The following is a 19,664-nucleotide window of genomic DNA, read 5'->3' as shown; positions in this document are numbered from 1 at the left end:
GACCGACGCCGCAGAGGGACGACTGATGCCGAAGAAGGACGACGACCGGGCCACCCCGCCGCCGCTGCCCGCCCCGCTGGCGGTGGCGGTCGCCGACTCGCACACCCATCTGGACATGCAGTCCGGCACCCCCGAGGAGGGCCTGGCCAAGGCCGCCTCGGTCGGGGTGGCCACCGTCGTCCAGGTCGGCTGCGACGTGCCGGGCTCGCGCTGGGCCGCCGAGCTGGCGGCCCGGTTCGAGCAGGTGCACGCCGCCGTCGCCCTGCACCCCAACGAGGCGCCGCGGATCTTCCTCGGCGACCCGGACGGCTGGTCCGGACAGCGGCGGGAGCCCGGCGGACAGGCCGCGCTCGACGCGGCGCTGGCCGAGATAGCCGCGCTCGCGGCGCTGCCGCAGGTCGTCGCGGTCGGCGAGACCGGCCTCGACTACTTCCGCACCGGGCCGGAGGGGGTGGAGATCCAGAAGGAGTCGTTCCGCCGCCACATCGCGATGGCCAAGCGGTACGGCAAGGCCCTGGTGATCCACGACCGGGACGCCCACGAGGACGTCATCGCCGTCCTGCTGGAGGAGGGCGCCCCCGAGCGGACCGTCTTCCACTGCTACTCCGGCGACGCCGAGATGGCCAAGGTCTGCGCCGAGCACGGCTGGTACCTCTCCTTCGCCGGTCCGGTCACCTTCAAGGCCAATCAGCCGCTGCGCGACGCCCTCACCGCCACCCCGCTCGACCGGATCCTGGTCGAGACCGACGCCCCCTTCCTCACCCCGCACCCCTACCGCGGGCGCCCCAACGCCCCGTACCTGATCCCGGTCACCGTCCGCTCGATGGCGGACACCCTGGGCCTGCACGAGGACGAGCTGGCCACGGCGATCGCGGAGAACACGGCCCGGGCGTTCGGGTACTGAGCCGGGGCGGCCGGACCGCTCGGGCGTCGGCCGCGCCGGGCGGGCGCCCGTATCCTTGGCGGGTGAGCACCACCGATCCCACCCCTGACAGCCACCCCCAGCCTTCGGCCGGGGGGACCCCCTTGCTCGGCGGCGCGGACATCCGGGCGCTCGCGGACGCGTTCGGCGTGAAGCCGACCAAGCAGCGCGGGCAGAACTTCGTCATCGACGGCAACACCGTGCGGCGGATCGTCCGGGCCGCGGAGGTGACCGGCCAGGACGCGGTGGTCGAGGTCGGGCCCGGGCTCGGGTCGCTGACGCTCGCGCTGCTGGAGGTCGCCCGGCACGTCACCGCCGTGGAGATCGACCCGGTGCTGGCGCGGCACCTGCCGGACACCGTCGCCGCCCGGATGCCCGGGAAGGCCGGGGCGTTCGACCTGGTGTTCAGCGACGCCATGCTGGTCACCGAGCTGCCCGGGCCGGCGCCGACCGCGCTGGTCGCCAACCTGCCCTACAACGTGGCCGTGCCGGTGCTGCTGCACATGCTCGCCACCTTCCCCAGCATCGAGCGCACCCTGGTCATGGTGCAGAGCGAGGTCGCCGACCGGCTCGCCGCCAAGCCCGGCAACAAGGTGTACGGCGTCCCCTCGGTCAAGGCCAACTGGTACGCCGACGTGAAGCGGGCCGGGGCCATCGGCCGCAACGTCTTCTGGCCCGCCCCCAACGTGGACTCCGGGCTGGTCTCGCTGGTCCGCCGCGAGCCGCCGGAGACCACCGCGAGCCGCGACGAGGTGTTCGCGGTCGTCGACGCCGCCTTCGCCCAGCGCCGCAAGACCCTGCGGGCCGCGCTGACCGGCTGGGCCGGCTCCGCCGCCGGGGCCGAGCAGGCGCTCGCCGCCGCCGGGATCGACCACAAGCTGCGCGGTGAGATGCTCACCGTCGAGCAGTTCGCCGCCATCGCCGAGCACAAGCCGGAGTAAGGGTCTTCCAGTGAGCGTCACGGTCCGCGTGCCCGCCAAGGTCAACGTCCAGCTCGGGGTCGGCGGGCTGCGCGCCGACGGCTTCCACGACCTCGCCAACGTCTTCTTCGCGGTCGCCCTCGGCGACGAGGTGACGGCGACGGCGGGCGAGCCCGGCACGGGCGTCACGCTCGACTGCACCGGACCGGACGCCGACGCCGTCCCGCTGGACGGCAGCAACCTCGCCGCCCGCGCCGCCCGGCTGCTCGCCGCCCGCCACGGCCTCGCCGGGCCCGACGTCCACCTGCGCATCGCCAAGGCCATCCCGGTGGCCGGCGGCATGGCCGGCGGCAGCGCCGACGGCGCGGCGGCACTGGTCGCCTGCGACGCCCTGTGGGGGCTCGACACCCCCGCCGAGGTGCTGCTGGAGCTGGCCGCCGAACTCGGCTCGGACGTGCCGTTCGCGCTGGTCGGCGGCGTCGCCCTGGGCCGCGGCCGGGGCGAGATCCTGGAGCCGCTGCCCGTCGCCGGCAGCTACCACTGGGTCTTCGCCGTCGCCGACGGCGGCCTGTCCACCCCCGCCGTGTTCCGCGAGTGCGACCGCCTGCGCGAGGAGGCCGGCACCGGCTCCGGCGACACCGAGGTGCCCACCCCCGACGCCGACCCCGCCCTGCTCGCCGCCCTCGCCGGCGGCGACGCCGTCGCGCTGGCCGCCGCGCTCGCCAACGACCTCCAGCCGGCCGCCCTGTCGCTGCGGCCCGCCCTGGCCGACACGCTGCGGGCCGGCACCTCGGCCGGCGCGCTCGGGGCGCTGGTCTCCGGCTCCGGGCCCACCTGCGCCTTCCTGGCCAAGGACGCCGACGCCGCCGAGGCGGTCGCCGCGGCGCTGCGCGCCTCCGGCACCTGCCGGGCGGCGCACGCCACGTACGGGCCGGTGCCCGGCGCGGCGGTGCTGTCCGGGGCGTAGCGGCTCCGGTGGCCGGGGTGCGGCGGCCCTCCGGGCCGACCGGCCGAGCGCGCCGGGAGCAGGGGCGGGCCCACTAGGCTGGGAGGCTCCGGGCTCCGCCCGAGCCCGGACCGTCGAACCCAGGAGCGCAGCACACGTGGCCGTCAACCTCGCCACCATCGAGTCCGTCACGAAGGTCTACGGCACCCGCGCCCTTCTGGACGGAGTCAGCCTCGGCGTCAGCGAGGGGGACCGGATCGGTGTCGTCGGACGCAACGGCGACGGCAAGACCACCCTGATCCGGATGCTCGCCAAGCTGGAGGATCCCGACGGAGGCCGGATCACCCACGCCGGCGGGGTGGAGATGGCCGTGCTCACCCAGCACGACTCGCTGGACCCGGCCGCCACCATCCGGCACGAGGTCATCGCCGACCGGGCCGACCACGAGTGGCTCGGCGACGCCCGCATCCGCGACATCATCGAGGGCCTCTTCGGCGGCCTCGACCTGCCCGGCTTCCCCGACGGCCTGGACACCGTCATCGGCCCGCTCTCCGGTGGTGAGCGCCGCCGGATCGCCCTCGCCAAGCTGCTGCTCGGCTCGCCCGACCTGATCGTGCTCGACGAGCCCACCAACCACCTCGACGTCGAGGGCATCGCCTGGCTCGCCCGGCACCTCCAGAACCGCCGCTCCGCGCTCGTCTGCGTCACCCACGACCGCTGGTTCCTCGACCAGGTCTGCACCCGGATGTGGGACGTCCAGCACGGCTCGGTGCACGAGTACGAGGGCGGCTACTCCGACTACGTCTTCGCGCGTGCCGAGCGCTCCCGGATCGAGGCCACCGAGGAGCAGAAGCGCCAGAACCTCGCCCGCAAGGAGCTCGCCTGGCTGCGCCGCGGCGCTCCGGCCCGCACCTCCAAGCCGCGCTACCGGATCGAGGCCGCCAACGCGCTCATCGCCGACGTCCCCGAGCCGCGCGACAAGAGCGAGCTGATGAAGTTCGCCAACGCGCGCCTGGGCCGGACCGTCTTCGAGCTCGAAGGCGTCACGGTGAAGGCCGGCCCGAAGCTCCTGCTGGAGAACGTCACCTGGCAGCTCGGCCCCGGCGACCGGATCGGCCTGCTCGGCGTCAACGGCGCCGGCAAGACCTCGCTGCTGCGCGCGCTGCGCGACGCGTACGCCTCGGAGGGCGACGTCCAGCCCGCGTCCGGGGTCGTCAAGGTCGGCAAGACGGTGCGCCTCGCGTACCTCTCGCAGGAGGTGGCCGAGCTCGACCCGGCCACCCGGGTGCTCCAGGCCGTCGAGCAGGTCCGCTCCCGGGTCGACCTCGGCAAGGGCCGGGAGATGAGCGCCGGCCAGCTCTGCGAGCAGTTCGGCTTCGGCAAGGACAAGCAGTGGACGCCGGTCGGCGACCTGTCCGGCGGCGAGCGGCGCCGGCTCCAGCTGCTGCGGCTGCTGATGGACGAGCCCAACGTGCTGTTCCTCGACGAGCCCACCAACGACCTCGACATCGAGACGCTCAACCAGCTGGAGGACCTGCTCGACGGCTGGCCCGGCTCGATGGTCGTCATCAGCCACGACCGCTTCTTCATCGAGCGGACCACGGACGTGACGTACGCGCTGCTCGGCGACCGGCGGATGCGGATGCTGCCGAACGGCGTCGACGAGTACCTGGAGCGGCGCACCGCGATGGCCGCGGCCGCCGCCTCGGCCGCGTCGGCCGCTGCCGCCGTCTCCGGTGCGGCGGCGCCGGCGGCCGACGCCGAGGCCGGGGCGCCCGCGCTGTCCGGCGGGGACCTGCGGGCGGCCAAGAAGGAGATGCAGAAGCTGGAGCGGCAGATCGCCAAGCTGGACGAGAAGGAGTCCAAGCTGCACGCCCAGCTCGCCGAGCACGCCGCCGACTTCTCCAAGGTCGCCGAGCTGGACGGGCAGCTGCGGGCGGTGCGGGAGGAGAAGGAGGAGCTGGAGATGAGCTGGCTGGAGCTGGCCGAGCAGGTCTGACCTGGTCCGTCCGCCGTCCGCCGTCCGCCGTCCGTTCGTCGATCGCCCGTTCGTCGATCGCCCGTTCGTCAGGGGCGGGTTCCGCCGCGGGTGCCGGCGAGGAGGGTGTCCAGCTCGTCCGCCGCACGGCCCAGCGCGCTGCGCGTCGGGTCGTGCGGGCGGGTCGGGCGCGCCGCCGCCCGGGTCGGCGGACGGTGCGCGCGGGCCGCGGCCGCCAGCTCGTCCAGCGCCCGGCCGACCCGCTCCACCTCCGCCTGGTCCGGCACCCGTCCGCCGTAGCGGCGCTGCGCCGCGAACGCGGCCACCGCGCCGCTCAGCCGCTCCAGGGCGGCGGTGGCCGGAAGCCACTCGGCGGCAAGCCGGCCGGCCGGCGGCGGCTCGGCCAGGCCCTGCTCCACCTCCGCGCGGGCGTCGGCCAGGGCGCGGTAGGCGGTGCGGCGCAGCCACACCTCGGCGTGCGGCTCGGGGCTGTCCCGCTGGGCCACCGAGCCGAGGTAGGCCCTGAGCGCCGTCGTCGCCGTCAGCAGGCGCGGCTCGATGCGGTGCCGCGGCCGCTCGGGCCAGAGCAGGTAGCCGAACAGCAGCACGATCGCGCTGGCCAGCACGGTGTCCAGCACCCGCGGCCGGAACTCGGCGGCCCCGTCCTGACCGCCCAGTTGCAGCAGGACCAGTGCCATCGGCGTCATCACGACGGTGTTCAGCCCGTAGTGCGCCGCCGTCGCGTACGGCAGCAGGGCCACGCAGAGCGCGGCGATCGCCACCAGCGCCCACGGGCCGACGGCCGGGGCCAGCACCGCCGCCGTGACCGCCACCCCCAGCACCGTCCCGACCGAGCGGCTCACCGCGCGCAGGAACACCGAGCCGAGGTCCGGCTTCAGCACGAAGGCGATCGTCATCGGCACCCAGTAGTCCTTGCTCAGCGGCAGCGCGGCCGTCACCGCCGCGCCGACCGCGATGCACAGCGCGAGCCGGGCCCCGTACCGGGCCGCGCCGGGCGACACCAGTCGCACCCGCAGCCGCCACGGGTCCGGCGGCGGGACCGGCGCCGTGCCGAGCACCGCCTCCCTGCCCGCCACGGTGTCGGCGGCCGCGCGCAGCGCCGCGTCCAGGGCCCGCCGGGACGGCGTGTCCGGCGCCCAGCCGGGCACCGCCACCTCGCCGCCGCCGCGCTCCACCGCCCGGGCCAGCCGGCCGGGGACGGCGGCGACCTCGGGCGGCACCGGGCGCCAGGCCCAGAGCAGTCCGGTGGCGGCCTCGGTCGCGGCCAGCGCGGCCCGGTACACCGGCTGGCCGGGGTGGGGGTGGCGGGGCGGCGGAAGCACGTCCTGGAGCTGGTTCAGACGGGCGGTCAGCACCTGGCGGGAGGCCGCGCCCCGCGGCGTCCCCAGATCGGCGAGCATCCGGCCGAGCGCGTCGTACGCGGCGGCGAGCGCCCGGGCGACGGGGTCGGCGCGGGGTGTTCGGCGGCCGTACGGCGGCAGGCCGAGCAGCAGGACCAGCGCGGCGCCCGCCGGCATCATCGGTGCCGCCGCCCACCACGGGTGCGGCAGCGGCATGCCGCTGCCGAGCGCGGCGGAGACGAGCAGCAGCAGGCCCGCCGCCGAACCGCGCGGCCCCGTCGCGCTCAACGCCCCGGAGACGAACGCCGTCACGGTGAGCGCCGCGCCCAGGGCGAGCGCGCCGGCCTGGAGGTGCTGGAGGGTGGTGCCCAGCAGCATCCCCAGCGCCGAGGCGGACACGGCGGTGGCGATCCGCCTCGCCCGCAGCCGCACCGGCTCGACCCGGTCGTTCATGGTGGCGTGCATCGCGCCCAGCCCGGCGAACACCCCCAGGTCCACCCGGTGCACCAGCACCCCGGCGGCCAGCGCCACCGCCATCGCGAGCGCGGCCCGCACCATCGGGGCGACGGGCGGCACCGGCCGCGCCGGGCGCGCGGCACGCGCCCACCAGGGGGCGTCCGGGGCGGGGTTGCGGCTCACGGGACCATCCGATCCGCGGCGGGGCCGCCGGGCCCGGGGCGGTACTGGACCGGGCGGGCAGGGGCGGCCGGGGTCGCTGCTGTGCGACGCTGCGCGGCAGATGAGGACGCGTCCGGCGCAAACCGGACCGGGCCATTCTACCGGCCCCTCGCCGGCCTCCGCCGGGGAGCACGTGTCAAGTTCGTACCGATCGCGTACAAGCGGGCCATGGGCCCTGCCCGTCCGACGGAGGCGGTGGCTACGATGAACGAGGCACCGTCCGTCCCGAGGAGTGGACGGTTTCGCCGGGCGGGACGGCCCGGGGCCCACACCCCGAAGTCGTCCGCCCTGTTGGAGCATGCTGTAGGACCGAGTAGTTGACGGTGTGTCGCGCTGCGGCGACCTGCGGGGCGCGCCGCGCACGGGGGAGAGGTGGATTGCTGTGTCAGGCGAGGCTGGACCGGGCGGCGCGGGCTGGGCCGAAGGCCCCAACGGCGAGGTGAAGCCGTGGACGCTCGACAACAGTTGGGTCGGTCGTGTGGTCGGCCAGGCCCAGGTCGACGTCAGCGCCACGGCGCTGGTGGCGGCGTTCGGCTCCAAGAACGTCAAGATCGAGCTCGACACGCTGACCACGTTCAAGAAGAAGGTCGACGCGCTCCTGGCCTCGCTGGAGGGCTCCGAGGCCGCGCAGCACAAGATCAAGGAACAGAAGCTGACCGCGGGCAACCTCGGCACCGGGTTCCAGGAGTCCACGGAGCTGATGGCCGCGTACGACCGGACCCACGCGGCGATCTCGCAGCTCTCGAAGGCCTTCGCGGAGCAGATCGACAAGATGAGCCAGGCGGTCGCGCAGACGGCGGGCAGCTACGGCAGCAACGAGGAGCACCAGACGGCGGCGGTCAACGCGGTCGCGAAGAACGCGGACGGCGGAACCGGCGGGTTGCCGGCGGCGACTGGCAAGTACTGATGATCGGCGTGCGTGCTCGCTTCGTCGGAACGGGGAGCAACTGATGGCAGGCGGAACGAACTTCGAGGGGATCGAACACCCCCGGCTCAAGGGAATGGTCGCCAGTAGCGATCCGGCCAAGGTGACCAGCCGCGGCAACCAGCTCAAGGACGCCGGACGGGTCCTGGACGACCTCAGCCGGGCGCTGGCCGCCCACGTCGGCCAGATCCAGTGGGAGGGGCCGGCGGCCGAGAACTTCAAGACGTGGGCCGGCGACCTGAACAAGTCGGCGGCCATGATCAGCGAGTACTCCAAGGGTGCCGGTGAGGCGATGGTCCAGGCCGGTGAGGCGCTGAGCGGGGCCAAGACCGGTGTGCCGGAGGTGCCGAGCAAGGACATTGACACGGTGAAGCGGCACGCCGCGCAGCCGTGCCTGAAGCCTTCGCCCGTGAGCATCGCCGGGATCGGCAACCCGACGGCGATGACCGACGCGATCATGAAGAAGGAGGACCCGACCTGGGTCTCCTACGCGGAGGCCGCGGCGGCGCAGAAGCGGGTGGACACCGCGCACCAGGAAGCCATCCACCAGATGGAGAAGCTGGGCCAGGCGTACGATGCGGCGACCGCCAAGCTGAACGGGCTCAAGCTGCCCGAGCTGCCGGGGACGGCTGGGGACAAGGGAGGCGTCGGCAGTGGCGACGAGGTCTGGGTCGGCGGGGGCGGCCAGACCGGATCCGGCGGTTCGGGTCGAGCCCCGAGTGGGGGTATCGGACGCAGCGGCGGGAGTTACACCCCGACCGGCGATGGTGGATACGGCGGTGGTGGCGGCTCTGTGACGGTGCGTCCGCGGACGTCGGTGCCGGACGGGCCGCAGGCCCCGGGCCACGGTACGCCGATCCCGCCGCGCGGTGGTCCGGGTTCGGTGCCGCTGCCGGGCGATCCGAGCACGCCCGGGGTGGGGACTCCACCGGCCACGTTCCCCGGGGACCGGCCCAGCACCGGGCTGGACGGTCTGCCGTCGGTGCCGACGCTGCCCGGGCAGACCGGTCCGGTGGGGCCGAACGGCGGTGGACCCGTGTCGCCGTTCCCCCAGGGCGGCGGCCCCGGGCAACCCGGTACTCCGGGCGGGGGGCCGGGCCCCTTCCCCGGCGGCGGGCCGATCCCGATGGGCGGCACCGGCCCGTTCACCGGGGGAACCGTGCCGCTGAAGGGTGGCGGCGGTGGCCCCGTTCCCCTGGCCCGGACCGGCCCCTTCGGTGGCGGGAACACGCCGGCGAAGAGCGGTGGCCCGGGCGGCCCGGTCAACGGCGGGAACGTCTTCGGGGCGCGCGAGGCCGCCCAGGGCCGGGCCGGTGGGCCCGGTGGCGGGGGCGGCTTCGGCGGTCCGGGCGGCGCGATGCATCCGGGTGGCGGTGGCCACGGCGGTGGCGCGGTCGGCGGTTCGCGCGGCCGGGGGTACAGCTCGACCGTCGGCGGTGTGGTCGGCGGGGCGAAGGGACCGGTGGCCGGCGGGGAGTTCACCCCGGGCGGCAGCGGACTGCGCAACCGGGCGGCCGCGGCCGGGGCGGCGGCCGCCGAGGGCGCGGCCCGGCCGGGCCAGAACGGCATGATGGGCCCGGGCATGATGGGCGGCTCGGGGGAGCGGCGCGAGCGTGAGCGCCGCCGCCGGGCCGACTACCTGCACGAGGACGAGGAGACCTGGACCAGCGGTACTCCGAAGAGCAACCCGGGCGTGATTGAGTAGTCCGGAACGACTGCCCGGCCACTGGGCCCACCCGGTGGCCGGGCAGTCCTGCGCGGAGCGGTGCCCGTGCCCGACGGGGAAAGTGACGAGGGAGCAGTGATGCGGCGGACTATCGGACGGGTGCGCGGGCGGGGGTTCGCCGCGATGTTGCTGGCTGCGGGGGTGGTCGCCGGCCCTGCGGCGATGCCGGCCGCAGCGGAGTCGATCCGCGAGAACCAGTGGCACCTCGATGCGATGAAGGCGTCAGAGTTCTGGAAGATCAGCAAGGGGCAGGGCGTGACGGTTGCTGTGATCGACAGCGGCTTCAAGTTCGATCACCCGGACCTCGAAGGGCAGTTGCTGCCAGGTAAGGACTTCAGCGGGCTCCCCGGCGGTGTCGGGTCGTTCTCCGAGAGCCACGGGACGGAGATGGCCGCGCTGATCGTTGGTTCCGGCAAGGGGATGGGAGGGGGAGGCGCCTACGGGGTGGCCCCTGGGGCCAAGGTGCTGCCGATCAAGATCCGGAACAACGACAATGCCACGGGTGTAACCGCCTCGGAGTTCCTGAAGCAGATCGGCCAGGGCATCGTCTATGCCGCAGACCAGGGCGCGAAGGTCATCAACATCTCGCAGGCAATGCCGGCCTCCTTGATGTCGGCGCAGGATCTGGCCGATCTGAAGGCAGCAGTCGATCACGCGGCCGCCAAGGGCGCGCTGATCTTGGCTGGCGTCGGCAACTCGGCGCAGAGTGGCAACCCGGTCGAGTATCCGGCGGCGTCGCCCGGGGTCATCGGCGTCGGGGCCGTGGACCGGAACGGTACGGTCACAGAGGAGTCGGAGCAGGGTCCGCAGGTGGATCTCACGGCGCCGGGAATCGAGATCTACAACGCTTGCACGAAGCCGTCCGGCTACTGCAAGGGGCACGGTACGTCGAATGCCACGGCGATTGTCTCCGCATCAGCCGCACTTCTGTGGTCCGTCCACCCGGACTGGAGCGCCAACCAGATTGCCCGCGTCCTGATCAACACCGCTGGAAAGCCGACGGACGGGTCCAACCGGAATGACATCATCGGGTACGGCATCGTCCGGCCGAGGGTGGCTCTGACCGAGCCCGGGGATCCGGGGCCGGCCGATGTGTACCCGATCCAGGAGCAGCCGGTCGGGCAGCCCGCGCCGACTGCTTCCGCCGCCCCCACGGCGACGCCGTCGGCAACGGCTCCCGCTATCCCCTCGGTGCCGTCCGCTTCGGCCTCTGTCGCGCCGCTGCCGCAGCAGGAGAAGGAGGAGAAGGCCTCCGGATCGGGGAACGGGCTGGTCATCGGGGTGGCCGTGGGTGTGGGGCTGCTGGTGGTGGCCGGGGTGGTCGTCCTGCTGGTGCGGAGGCGACGGCCGGTGCCGGTGCAGCAGCCGGTGCCGGTGCCGCCGCCGTCGTACGGGCCGCCGACTCCGCCGAGCGACAACCCGTACACCAGGTGATCCGACTCCGCCTCCGTCGCGCCGCCGGCTCGACGGAGGCGGGGAACGGGACTGCTGGTGGTGGCCGGGGTGGGTGGGGTGGTGTGGAGGCGTAGGGGGGCGTAGGGAGTGGGGCGGCGCGCGGGTGTCACTCGGGTGGGTGCTGTCAGGGGTGGGGTGGGGTCGCCAGGGTTGGGGGCATGGGTGCGACGGGGCAGATGCGGCGGGCCGCTGCGGCGGCGCTGATCGGTACGGCGATCGAGTTCTACGACTTCTTCATCTACGGGACGGCGGCGGCGCTGGTCTTCGGGGACGTGTTCTTTCCCGAACTGGGCACGGTGGGAGCGCTGTTGGCGGCGTTCTCGGTGTACGCGGTGGCGTTCCTGGCGCGGCCGCTGGGGGCGGTGGCGTTCGGGCACTTCGGGGACCGGCTGGGGCGGAAGACGACGCTGGTGGTGTCGCTGCTGCTGATGGGGCTGTCGACGGCGGCGGTGGGGGTGCTGCCGGGATTCGCGGCGTGGGGGTGGTGGGCGCCGGTGGTGCTGGTGGTGCTGCGGGTGTGCCAGGGGGTGGGGCTGGGCGGGGAGTGGGGCGGTGCGGCGCTGCTGGTGGCGGAGAACGCGCCGGCGGGGCGGCGGGGGCGGTACGGGGCGTATCTGCAGCTGGGGCCGACGACCGGGTTCGTGCTGGCCAACGGGGTGTTCCTGGCGCTGCAACTCGGGCTGGACGAGGGGGCGTTCCGGTCCTGGGGCTGGCGGGTGCCGTTCCTGGCGTCGCTGGCGCTGGTGGTGGTGGGGCTGTTCGTGCGGCTGCGGCTGGAGGAGACGCCGCTGTTCCGGGGCGAGGAGCGGACCGGGGCCGAGCGGGCACCGGTGGTGGAGGTGCTGCGCGGGCACTGGCGGACGGTGCTGGTGGGCTGCGGGGCGATCACGGTGGGGTACGCGCTGTTCTACCTGACCACCACCTACGCCCTGGCGTACGCGACGACCGGGCTGGGCGTGCCGAGCACGGTGGTGCTGTCGATGCTGCTGGCCGGTGCGGCGGGCAAGGCGGTGACGGTGTGGCTGAGCGCGCGGCGCAGCGACGGGTGGGGCCGGCGGCGGACGCTGCAGGGGGCGACGGGGCTGGCGGTGGTGTGGGGGCTGGTGCTGTTCCCGCTGCTGGAGACGGAGCGGCGGGGGCTGATGTTCCTGGCGCTGGCCGGCGCGATGGTGGTGCTGGGGTGCCTGCTGGGGCCGCTGGCGGCGTTCCTGCCGGAGCTGTTCCCGACCCGGGTGCGGTACACGGGGGCGGCGCTGACGTACAACCTGGGCGGGGTGGTGGGCGGGGCGACCACGCCGCTGATCGCGACCAGGCTGACCGAGGCGTACGGGACGGCGGAGCCGGTCGGCTGGTACCTGGCGGTGTGGGGCGTGGTGGCGCTGTTCTGTCTGCGCCTGCTGCCGGAGACCAGCGGAACGGACCTCGCGGGGGCGGGCGCGGGCGCCGCTGTGCCGCGCGGCCGGACCGCCGGGACCGATTTCCCAATCGGCCCCCCGGCCGTGTAAGGTCTTCCTTGTTCGAGCGAACGGGCGGAGCGGAAACGCGAAGCAGGGGAGCGAGAACAGGGAACAGGCCCCTATAGCTCAGTCGGTAGAGCGTCTCCATGGTAAGGAGAAGGTCTGCGGTTCGATTCCGCATGGGGGCTCGGTCAGGACCCCCGCCTTCGGGCGGGGGTCCTTTTCGTTGTGCCCGCACGGTCGGGTGGTGAGACGGTCCGATGAGACGGTCTGGCAGGTCGGGTACGGAATGCGCTGTGATGGTGCGTCATCGGCCGCCTTCCCCAGCCGGGCGGGGCTGCGGGCGGGACGCCGACCTGGAGGGTCTCATGGGTGTTCGCCTCGTCGTGGTCGACGACCACCGGCTGCTGGCCGAGGCGTTGGCCACCGCGCTCCAACTGCGTGGTCACCGGGTGCTCGCGGTGGGGTCGCCGGCCTCGTCGGCGGCCGATCTGGTGGCGGGCCGGCGGCCGGAGGTGTGCCTGCTGGGGGTGGCCGCGCCGGGGGAGCCGGGGGCCTTCGACGGCCTGCGGCGGATCCGCCGGGAGCGGCCCGAGGTGGCCGTCATCGTGCTCGGGCCGGTCGGTGAACTGCGGGGCGTGGCAGGGGCGTTCGCCTCGGGTGCGGCCGGGTACGTACCGAGCGACGAGCGGATCGAGGTGGTCGAGCGGGCGATCGCGCGGGCCCGGGCGGGGGAGGCGGCGGTCGCGGTGGAGGTGCTGCGGGGCGCGTTCGACCAGTTGCTGAGGCCGGCGGCGGAGCCGGACGACGAGGCGCTGCGGCTGCTGCGGCTGCTGACCCGGCGGGAGGTCCAGGTGCTGGCGCGGATCGCCGACGGTGAGGACACCGCGGCGATCGCGGCGGGGATGCGGATCGCGGCGAGCACCGCCCGCACGCACGTCCAGCGGGTGCTGATGAAGCTCGGCGCGCGGACCCGGCTGGAGGCTGCGGCGGTGGCGGCGCGCACCGGCCTGCTGGAGCGGATGGCGCGCGGCTGACGGGTGGGCGGCGGTCGGGCGAAGGGCGGGCGACCGGCGGCGGACCGGCCGGTGGACGCCGCCGGAGCGGGCCGCGGGCGGGCCGGGAACGGGGCGCGGACGGCCCCCGGGGTGGTTCGAAGCACCCCCGGAGGCCAGGGAGAATAGGCCGCAGTCGTACGTACGTCCCCGATGGTCCGCCGAGGGCGGCCCATCGCCCGCTGGAGGTCGCATCATGAGTAAGTACCTGGTCACGGGTGGCGCCGGCTATGTCGGCAGTGTGGTCGCCGCCCACCTGCTGGAGGCGGGGCACCAGGTGACCGTCCTGGACGACCTCTCGACCGGTTTCCGCGAGGGCGTGCCGGCCGGTGCCGAGTTCGTCGAGGGCCGGATCCAGGAGGCCGGCAAGGTGCTGGACGGCTCCTTCGACGGTGTGCTGCACTTCGCCGCCTCCTCGCAGGTCGGCGAGTCCGTCGCGGACCCGGAGAAGTACTGGCGCAACAACGTGGCCGGCTCGCTGGAGCTGATCAGCGCGATGCGCGCGGCGGGCGTGCGCAAGCTGGTGTTCTCCTCGACCGCCGCCACCTACGGCGAGCCGGAGTCGGTGCCGATCGCCGAGACGGCCCGCACCGCGCCGACCAACACCTACGGTGCCACCAAGCTGGCCGTCGACCACCTGATCACCAGCGAGGCCGTCGCCCACGGCCTGGCCGCGGTCTCGCTGCGCTACTTCAACGTGGCCGGCGCGTACGGGGTGTACGGCGAGCGGCACGACCCCGAGTCGCACCTGATTCCGCTGGTGTTCCAGGCGGCGCTGGGCCAGCGCGAGCACATCGCGGTGTACGGCGACGACTACCCGACCCCGGACGGCACCTGCATCCGCGACTACATCCACGTCGCGGACCTGGCCGACGCGCACCTGCTGGCGCTGGCCGCCGCCGAGCCGGGAGAGCACCTGATCTGCAACCTGGGCAACGGCAGCGGCTTCTCGGTCCGCGAGGTGATCGAGTCGGTCAAGCGCGTGACCGGCCGGGAGATCCCGGTGGTGGTCTCCGGCCGCCGCGCCGGCGACCCGGCCGTGCTGGTGGCCTCCGCCGAGCGCGCCCACCAGGCGCTGGGCTGGACCCCGCGCCGTCCGAACCTGGACGACATCGTCGCCGACGCCTGGAAGTTCACGCTGGAGAAGAACGGCCTGTAGGCCCGCCGGTCCGGTACCCGCCGAGCGCCGCCCCGTCCCGACGGGGCGGCGCTCGCTGTTCCTCCGGCCACCCCCGGTGCGGTCAGGAGGCACCAAGTCACGCCAATTTCGCACCTCCTGACGAAACTTCACCAAACCCCCACCGAGCCCGGGCCCACCCCGTACGCTGATTCCGGTACCGGTGGGGGCCGGCACCTCGGCGCCTCCGGGCATCCGGGAGGCGATCGGCGCAGGAGCGCCCGGACGGCGGTGGCGGGACGTGGGGCGCCGTCCCGGACGCGGGCCGGAGCTGAGCAGGGGGGAAGTGACGATGGGGCGGATCCGCGTCCTGGTGGTCGACGACCACCGGATCTTCGCCGAGGCACTGGCCGCGGCGCTCGCCGCCGAGCCCGACGTCGAGGTCGGTGCGGCGGGCAGCGCGGCCGCCGCGGAGCGCGCGCTGGAGCGCGCGGCCACCGAGGGACGGGCGTTCGACGTCGTGCTGGTGGACGCCGACCTCGGCGGGGCCGAGGGCGGATCCGCGATCGCGCGCAAGCCCCGCCAGCCGGGTGCCGACCCGCCCGACGCGCTGCGCCGCCGTCCGTCTCCGACCGTTCCCTCGCCCCGCCGCCCCCCGGCGCTCCCGGCCGCCGGCACCGCGGGTGCCCCCGGCGGCGCGGCCCGCCACCCGGCCGCCGCGCGCCCGGCCGAACCGCACTCCGTGACGGCGACCCCGTCCACCGCCCCGCCGCCCCCGGCGGCGCCCACCGCTCCGGTTCCCGACGGCATCACCCTGCTGGCCCGGATCCGCCGCCACCACCCCGGCCTGCGGGCGATCGTCCTGGCCACCGCCGACGACCCGCAGCGAGCCGCCCGCGCCCTGCACGCCGGCGCCACCGGCTGGGTGGCCAAGGAGAGTTCGCTGGCCCGCCTGCTGGCGGTGATCCGCGGCGTGCTGCGCGACGAGACCCATCTGCCGCCCGCGCTGCTCACCGGCGTGATCCGCGAACTCACCACGGCCCGCCGGGACCGCACCGAGAGCGAGCGCCTGGTCGACACGCTCACCCCGCGGGAGAAGCAGATCCTGCGCTGCATGGTCGCGGGCCTCGGCCGGCAGGCCGTCGCCGAGCGGCTCTACCTCTCCCCGCACACCGTCCGCACGCACATGCAGAACGTCCTCGGCAAGCTCGGGGTGCACTCCACCCTGGCCGCCGTCGCGGTGGCCCGCCGGGCGGGCGTCAGCCCGTCCGAACTCGCGGCTCCCCCCGCACCGCCGTCCGTCGCCACGACCACCTCTCCCGGCGCCGGCTGATCCGCCCGTCCGTCACACCCAGGTACCGGCCCGGGTCCTCTCCCGGCGCCGACTCAGGTCCGTCAGGTCAGGGAACTCCGGAGGACAGATGTCGCCGCACAGCACTCCCGCACGCCCGCACACGGCCCCGCAGGGCGCGAACGAGGGCGCGAAGGACACCGCGAGCGCCCCGGGCGCCGGCGCCCGCCCGGACACACCGTCCGGTCCGTCCGATCCCGCCTCCGGCAGCCCCGCCGCACCGCCGACGGGGCTGCGCACCCTGGTGGTCGGTGCCGGGGCGGCCGGCACCGCGCTGGTGCGCGACCTCGGCCGGACCCCGGAGTTCGGCCTCGCCCCGATCGGCCTGCTCGACGACGACCCGGCCAAGGCCGGTCAGGCGGTGGACGCCGTCCCCGTCCTCGGCACGCTGGCCGACCTGACCGCGCTGGCCGTCCAGCACCGCGCCCAGGTCGTCGCGCTGGCCATCCCCGGGCTCGCCCCGCAGCGCGTCCGCGCGCTGGCCACCGCCGCCGCCGCGGCCGGCGCCGCCGTCCGCTACCTGCCGTCCTTCCTCGCCGCGCTGCGCCGCGAGGTGGTCGGCTCCGACATGCGCAGCCTGGACGTCAACCGGCTGATCGGCCGGCACGAGGTGCACGTGGTCTCCGCCGACGTCCGGGACGTGATCGAGGGCCGGCGGGTGCTGGTGACCGGTGCCGGCGGCTCGATCGGCAGCGAACTCTGCCGCCAGGTGCACGCGTTCGGCCCCAGCGCGCTCTACATGCTCGACCACGACGAGTCCAACCTGCACCGGCTGCAGCTGGAGATCTGGGGCGAGGCGCTGCTCACCGACGAGTCGCTGGTGATCGCCGACATCCGGGACCGGCCGCGGATCCAGCAGATCTTCCGCGACCTCAAGCCCGAGGTGGTCTTCCACGCCGCCGCCCACAAGCACCTGCCGCTGCTGGAGCGCCACCCCAGCGAGGCGGTGAAGTCCAACGTGCTGGGCACCGACCACCTGGTGGAGGCGGCGCTGGCCACCGGCGTCGAGCGGTTCGTGCTGATCTCCACCGACAAGGCGGCCGACCCGACCTCGGTGCTCGGCGCGAGCAAGCGGCTGGCCGAGCTGATCGTCCAGGCGAACGCCCGGGACGCCCGCAACCTGGGCACCGGGGTGTTCTCCGCGGTGCGGTTCGGCAACGTGCTGGGATCGCGCGGCTCGCTGCTCTCGGTGCTGGCCGAGCAGCTGCGCAGCGGCGGCCCGGTGACGGTCACCCACCCCGACGTCACGCGGTTCTTCATGACCATCGAGGAGGCCGTCGGCCTGGTGCTGGAGTCCGGCCGGATGGCGCGCGGCGGCGAGGTGTTCGTGCTGGACATGGGCGAGCCGGTGCGGATCGTCGACCTGGTGCACAACTTCGCCGAGCAGGTGCAGCTGGCCAGGGACGAGGTGGAGATCCGCTACACCGGGCTGCGGGCCGGGGAGAAGCTCAACGAGGCGCTGTTCTCGGAGGGCGAGGAGCGGCTGGCGACCGAGCACGCGCGGATCTACGCCACCGTCGCGGACACCGCGGCCGGGCCGGAGGACCTGGCCGGCGGGCTGACCGGGCTGTACCGGGCGGCGGCGGTGAACAGCGACGACGAGGTGCGCCGCCGGCTGGCCGAGCTGCTGCCGGGCTACCGGACGCCGGAGCCGGCCCCCGCCCCGGTGCCCGCGCTGAGCACGCCGTACCCGGACGGCTTCTGAGCACGCCGTACCCGGACGGCCTCCGGGGCGGCCGGCGCGCTCACGGGATGTTGTCGAAGGGCGCGACCAACTGCCGCAGCAGGCCGGCGAGCTCGCCCTGCTGGGCGGAGGTCAGCTGGGCGAGCAGCTCGCGCTCGTGCGCGAGCAGCCCGGCGAGCGCCTGGTCGGCGCGGTCGCGCCCGTCGTCGGTGAGCCGGACGAGGACGCCGCGCCGGTCGTCCGGGTCGGGCAGCCGTTTGACCAGGCCCTTGCCGGTGAGCCGGTCGATCCGGTTGGTCATGGTGCCGGAGGTGACCAGGGTCTGGGTGAGCAGCTGGCCGGGGGAGAGCTGGTACGGGGAGCCGGCCCGCCGCAGGGCGGTCAGCACGTCGAACTCCCAGGGCTCGAGCCCGTGCTCGGCGAAGGCGGTCCGGCGGGCGCGGTCGAGGTGCCGGGCGAGCCGGCTGACCCGGCTGAGCACTTCGAGCGGTTCCACGTCGAGGTCGGGGCGCTCTCTGCGCCATGCTGCGACCAGCCGATCGACCTCGTCCTCCATGACGATCAGTGTATCGGGGGTTGTGTCGATGTGAAGTCTCTTGACATCGAGAAATCCATTCCCGAAGCTGACATGGATATCTTGATGTCGAGATACTTGTGAGGCCGATCATGACCGCGCCCGTCTGGGGCCCCGAGCAGTACCTGCGCTTCGCTGACGAACGGACCCGTCCGCTGCGCGACCTGCTCGCCCGGGTCCCCGCCGTGCCCCGGGAACCCGCCCCGACCGTCCTCGACATCGGCTGCGGGCCCGGCAACTCCACCGCCGTCCTGCGCGAGCGCTGGCCCGCCGCCCGGATCACCGGGATCGACAGCTCCGCCGAGATGCTCGCCACCGCCCGCACCGAGGGCGAGCCGACCGCCGACTACCTGCTCGCCGACGCCGCCGACTACGACCCGGCGGAGGCGGCCCCGGACGCCGTCGTCTCCAACGCGACCCTGCAGTGGATTCCGGGGCACATCGATCTGCTGCCGCGCTGGGCGCGGGCGCTGAGGCCGGGCGGGGTGATCGCCTTCCAGGTGCCCGGCAACTTCGGCTCGCCCAGCCACACGGTGCTCGCCGAACTGCGCCGGAGCCCCCGCTGGCGGGCCGCGCTCGGCGCGGAGGCCACCCGGTCCGGCGTCCACGAGCCCGGCGCGTACCTGGACGCGCTCGCGGGCGCGGGCTGCACCGCCGACGTCTGGGAGACCACCTACAGCACGCTGCTCACCGGCCCGGACCCGGTGCTGGAGTGGGTCAAGGGCACCGCCCTGCGGCCCGTCCTCACCCGGCTCGGCGACGGGGCCGAGCGGGCGGCCTTCCTCGCCGAGTACGGCGCGCTGCTGCGCGAGGCCTACCCGGCGGGGCCGCACGGCACCGTCTTCCCGTTCCGCCGGATCTTCGCCGTCGGCGTGAAGCGGCCGTAGGTCCTGGCGGGGCTCAGGCCTTGCGCTCGCCGACCAGCTTGGGGTGCCGCTCCATCCCCTCCAGGCCGTGCCAGGCCAGGTTCACCAGGTGGGCGGCCACCTCGGCCTTGTCCGGCTTGCGCACCTCCAGCCACCACTGGCCGGTCAGCGCGACCATGCCCACCAGCATCTGCGAGTACATCGGGGCGAGGCGCGCGTCGAAGCCCCGGGCCTTGAACTCCAGGCCGAGGATGTCCTCCACCTGGGTCGCGATGTCGCTGATCAGCGAGGCGAAGGTGCCCGTCGACTGGGCCACCGGGGAGTCCCGGACCAGGATCCGGAAGCCGTCCGTCGAGGTGTCGATGTAGTCCATCAGCGCGAACGCCGCCTGTTCCAGCAGCTCGCGCGAGTGCCCCCCGGTCAGCGCCCCCGTCACCATGTCGAGCAGCAGCTGCATCTCGCGGTCGACCACCACCGCGTACAGCCCCTCCTTGCCGCCGAAGTGCTCGTACACCACCGGCTTGGACACCCCGGCCCGCTCGGCGATCTCCTCCACCGAGGTGCCGTCGTAGCCGCGCTCGGCGAACACCGTGCGGCCGATCTCCAGCAGCTGCTCCCGGCGCTGCTTGCCGGTCATCCGCACCCGGCC

At 74.6% G+C, this 19,664-nt stretch carries 16 protein-coding genes and 1 tRNA gene; 14 read left to right on the top strand and 3 right to left on the bottom strand.

The annotated features are described in order from the left end of the window. Positions 1-25: 25 nt before the first annotated feature. From ABT093_RS00180 to ABT093_RS00165, 4 genes are all read left to right on the top strand, one after another. A complete protein-coding gene (locus tag ABT093_RS00180; RefSeq protein ID WP_350557959.1) occupies positions 26-904 on the top strand; it encodes a TatD family hydrolase in 879 nt (292 codons plus the stop codon). Positions 905-966: 62 nt separating this feature from the next. After that, positions 967-1,863, top strand: a complete 897-nt coding sequence (gene rsmA, locus ABT093_RS00175) for a 16S rRNA (adenine(1518)-N(6)/adenine(1519)-N(6))-dimethyltransferase RsmA (RefSeq protein ID WP_350557956.1) — start codon at positions 967-969, stop codon at positions 1,861-1,863. A gap of 10 nt (positions 1,864-1,873) precedes the next feature. Further along, entirely contained in the window at positions 1,874-2,809 is a 936-nt protein-coding gene (locus ABT093_RS00170; RefSeq protein ID WP_350557953.1) for a 4-(cytidine 5'-diphospho)-2-C-methyl-D-erythritol kinase, read from the top strand. A 136-nt stretch (positions 2,810-2,945) separates the two neighbouring features. Continuing rightward, positions 2,946-4,787, top strand: coding sequence for an ABC-F family ATP-binding cassette domain-containing protein (locus ABT093_RS00165; RefSeq protein ID WP_350557950.1), 1,842 nt, complete (start codon positions 2,946-2,948; stop codon positions 4,785-4,787). A 68-nt stretch (positions 4,788-4,855) separates the two neighbouring features. Here ABT093_RS00165 and ABT093_RS00160 read toward each other — a convergent pair whose 3' ends face one another. Further along, positions 4,856-6,766 carry an FUSC family protein gene (locus ABT093_RS00160; protein ID WP_350557947.1) on the bottom strand — a complete coding sequence of 637 codons (1,911 nt, stop codon included), beginning with the start codon at positions 6,764-6,766 and terminating at the stop codon, positions 4,856-4,858. Positions 6,767-7,187: 421 nt separating this feature from the next. Here ABT093_RS00160 and ABT093_RS00155 point away from each other — a divergent pair, with 421 nt between their 5' ends. The 9 genes from ABT093_RS00155 (at position 7,188) to ABT093_RS00115 (ending at position 17,596) form a co-directional block, all read left to right on the top strand. Next, positions 7,188-7,712: a DUF2563 family protein gene (locus ABT093_RS00155; RefSeq protein WP_350557944.1), complete on the top strand. Its 525-nt coding sequence runs from the start codon at positions 7,188-7,190 to the stop codon at positions 7,710-7,712. 43 nt (positions 7,713-7,755) lie between these two features. Then, on the top strand, positions 7,756-9,435 hold the full coding sequence (locus ABT093_RS00150; protein ID WP_350557941.1) for a WXG100 family type VII secretion target: 1,680 nt from the start codon (positions 7,756-7,758) through the stop codon (positions 9,433-9,435). 66 nt (positions 9,436-9,501) lie between these two features. Further along, positions 9,502-10,890 carry a type VII secretion-associated serine protease mycosin gene (gene mycP / locus ABT093_RS00145; protein ID WP_350557938.1) on the top strand — a complete coding sequence of 463 codons (1,389 nt, stop codon included), beginning with the start codon at positions 9,502-9,504 and terminating at the stop codon, positions 10,888-10,890. Between the two features lie 179 nt (positions 10,891-11,069). Next, positions 11,070-12,416, top strand: a complete 1,347-nt coding sequence (locus tag ABT093_RS00140; protein WP_350557935.1) for an MFS transporter — start codon at positions 11,070-11,072, stop codon at positions 12,414-12,416. A 67-nt stretch (positions 12,417-12,483) separates the two neighbouring features. Further along, positions 12,484-12,556, top strand: a tRNA-Thr gene (locus ABT093_RS00135). Between the two features lie 180 nt (positions 12,557-12,736). Then, positions 12,737-13,405 carry a LuxR C-terminal-related transcriptional regulator gene (locus tag ABT093_RS00130; protein ID WP_350557932.1) on the top strand — a complete coding sequence of 223 codons (669 nt, stop codon included), beginning with the start codon at positions 12,737-12,739 and terminating at the stop codon, positions 13,403-13,405. Between the two features lie 211 nt (positions 13,406-13,616). Next, a complete protein-coding gene (galE, locus tag ABT093_RS00125) occupies positions 13,617-14,582 on the top strand; it encodes a UDP-glucose 4-epimerase GalE (RefSeq protein ID WP_350559159.1) in 966 nt (321 codons plus the stop codon). Positions 14,583-14,892: 310 nt separating this feature from the next. Then, on the top strand, positions 14,893-15,873 hold the full coding sequence (locus tag ABT093_RS00120; protein ID WP_350557929.1) for a response regulator: 981 nt from the start codon (positions 14,893-14,895) through the stop codon (positions 15,871-15,873). Positions 15,874-15,961: 88 nt separating this feature from the next. After that, positions 15,962-17,596, top strand: coding sequence for a polysaccharide biosynthesis protein (locus ABT093_RS00115; RefSeq protein WP_350557926.1), 1,635 nt, complete (start codon positions 15,962-15,964; stop codon positions 17,594-17,596). Positions 17,597-17,636: 40 nt separating this feature from the next. Here the strand turns inward: ABT093_RS00115 and ABT093_RS00110 are convergent, their stop codons facing one another. Beyond that, positions 17,637-18,131, bottom strand: coding sequence for a MarR family winged helix-turn-helix transcriptional regulator (locus ABT093_RS00110; protein WP_320435994.1), 495 nt, complete (start codon positions 18,129-18,131; stop codon positions 17,637-17,639). A gap of 110 nt (positions 18,132-18,241) precedes the next feature. On the opposite strand from ABT093_RS00110, the gene ABT093_RS00105 reads away from it, so the two are divergent. Further along, on the top strand, positions 18,242-19,036 hold the full coding sequence (locus tag ABT093_RS00105) for a methyltransferase domain-containing protein (protein ID WP_350557923.1): 795 nt from the start codon (positions 18,242-18,244) through the stop codon (positions 19,034-19,036). Positions 19,037-19,049: 13 nt separating this feature from the next. Here the strand turns inward: ABT093_RS00105 and ABT093_RS00100 are convergent, their stop codons facing one another. After that, positions 19,050-19,652 (bottom strand): TetR family transcriptional regulator, encoded by a 603-nt coding sequence (locus ABT093_RS00100; protein WP_350559156.1) that lies wholly within the window; start codon positions 19,650-19,652, stop codon positions 19,050-19,052. Between the last annotated feature and the right edge of the window lie 12 nt (positions 19,653-19,664).

Source organism: Kitasatospora sp. NPDC002551 (assembly GCF_040296005.1).
Classification (GTDB): Bacteria; Actinomycetota; Actinomycetes; order Streptomycetales; family Streptomycetaceae; genus Kitasatospora.
Note: the sequence above shows the minus strand (reverse complement) of the source record. Positions and strands in the feature narration are given on the sequence as shown.

Bases quoted from the DNA above. Each gene is read 5' to 3' on its own strand.
- ABT093_RS00180 (WP_350557959.1), top strand. From the start codon at position 26: ATGCCGAAGAAGGACGACGACCGGGCCACCCCGCCGCCGCTGCCCGCC.
- ABT093_RS00150 (WP_350557941.1), top strand. From the start codon at position 7,756: ATGGCAGGCGGAACGAACTTCGAGGGGATCGAACACCCCCGGCTCAAG.
- ABT093_RS00140 (WP_350557935.1), top strand. From the start codon at position 11,070: ATGGGTGCGACGGGGCAGATGCGGCGGGCCGCTGCGGCGGCGCTGATC.
- ABT093_RS00130 (WP_350557932.1), top strand. From the start codon at position 12,737: ATGGGTGTTCGCCTCGTCGTGGTCGACGACCACCGGCTGCTGGCCGAG.
- ABT093_RS00120 (WP_350557929.1), top strand. From the start codon at position 14,893: ATGGGGCGGATCCGCGTCCTGGTGGTCGACGACCACCGGATCTTCGCC.
- ABT093_RS00115 (WP_350557926.1), top strand. From the start codon at position 15,962: ATGTCGCCGCACAGCACTCCCGCACGCCCGCACACGGCCCCGCAGGGC.
- ABT093_RS00110 (WP_320435994.1), bottom strand. From the start codon at position 18,131: ATGGAGGACGAGGTCGATCGGCTGGTCGCAGCATGGCGCAGAGAGCGC.
- ABT093_RS00105 (WP_350557923.1), top strand. From the start codon at position 18,242: ATGACCGCGCCCGTCTGGGGCCCCGAGCAGTACCTGCGCTTCGCTGAC.
- ABT093_RS00100 (WP_350559156.1), bottom strand. From the start codon at position 19,652: ATGACCGGCAAGCAGCGCCGGGAGCAGCTGCTGGAGATCGGCCGCACG.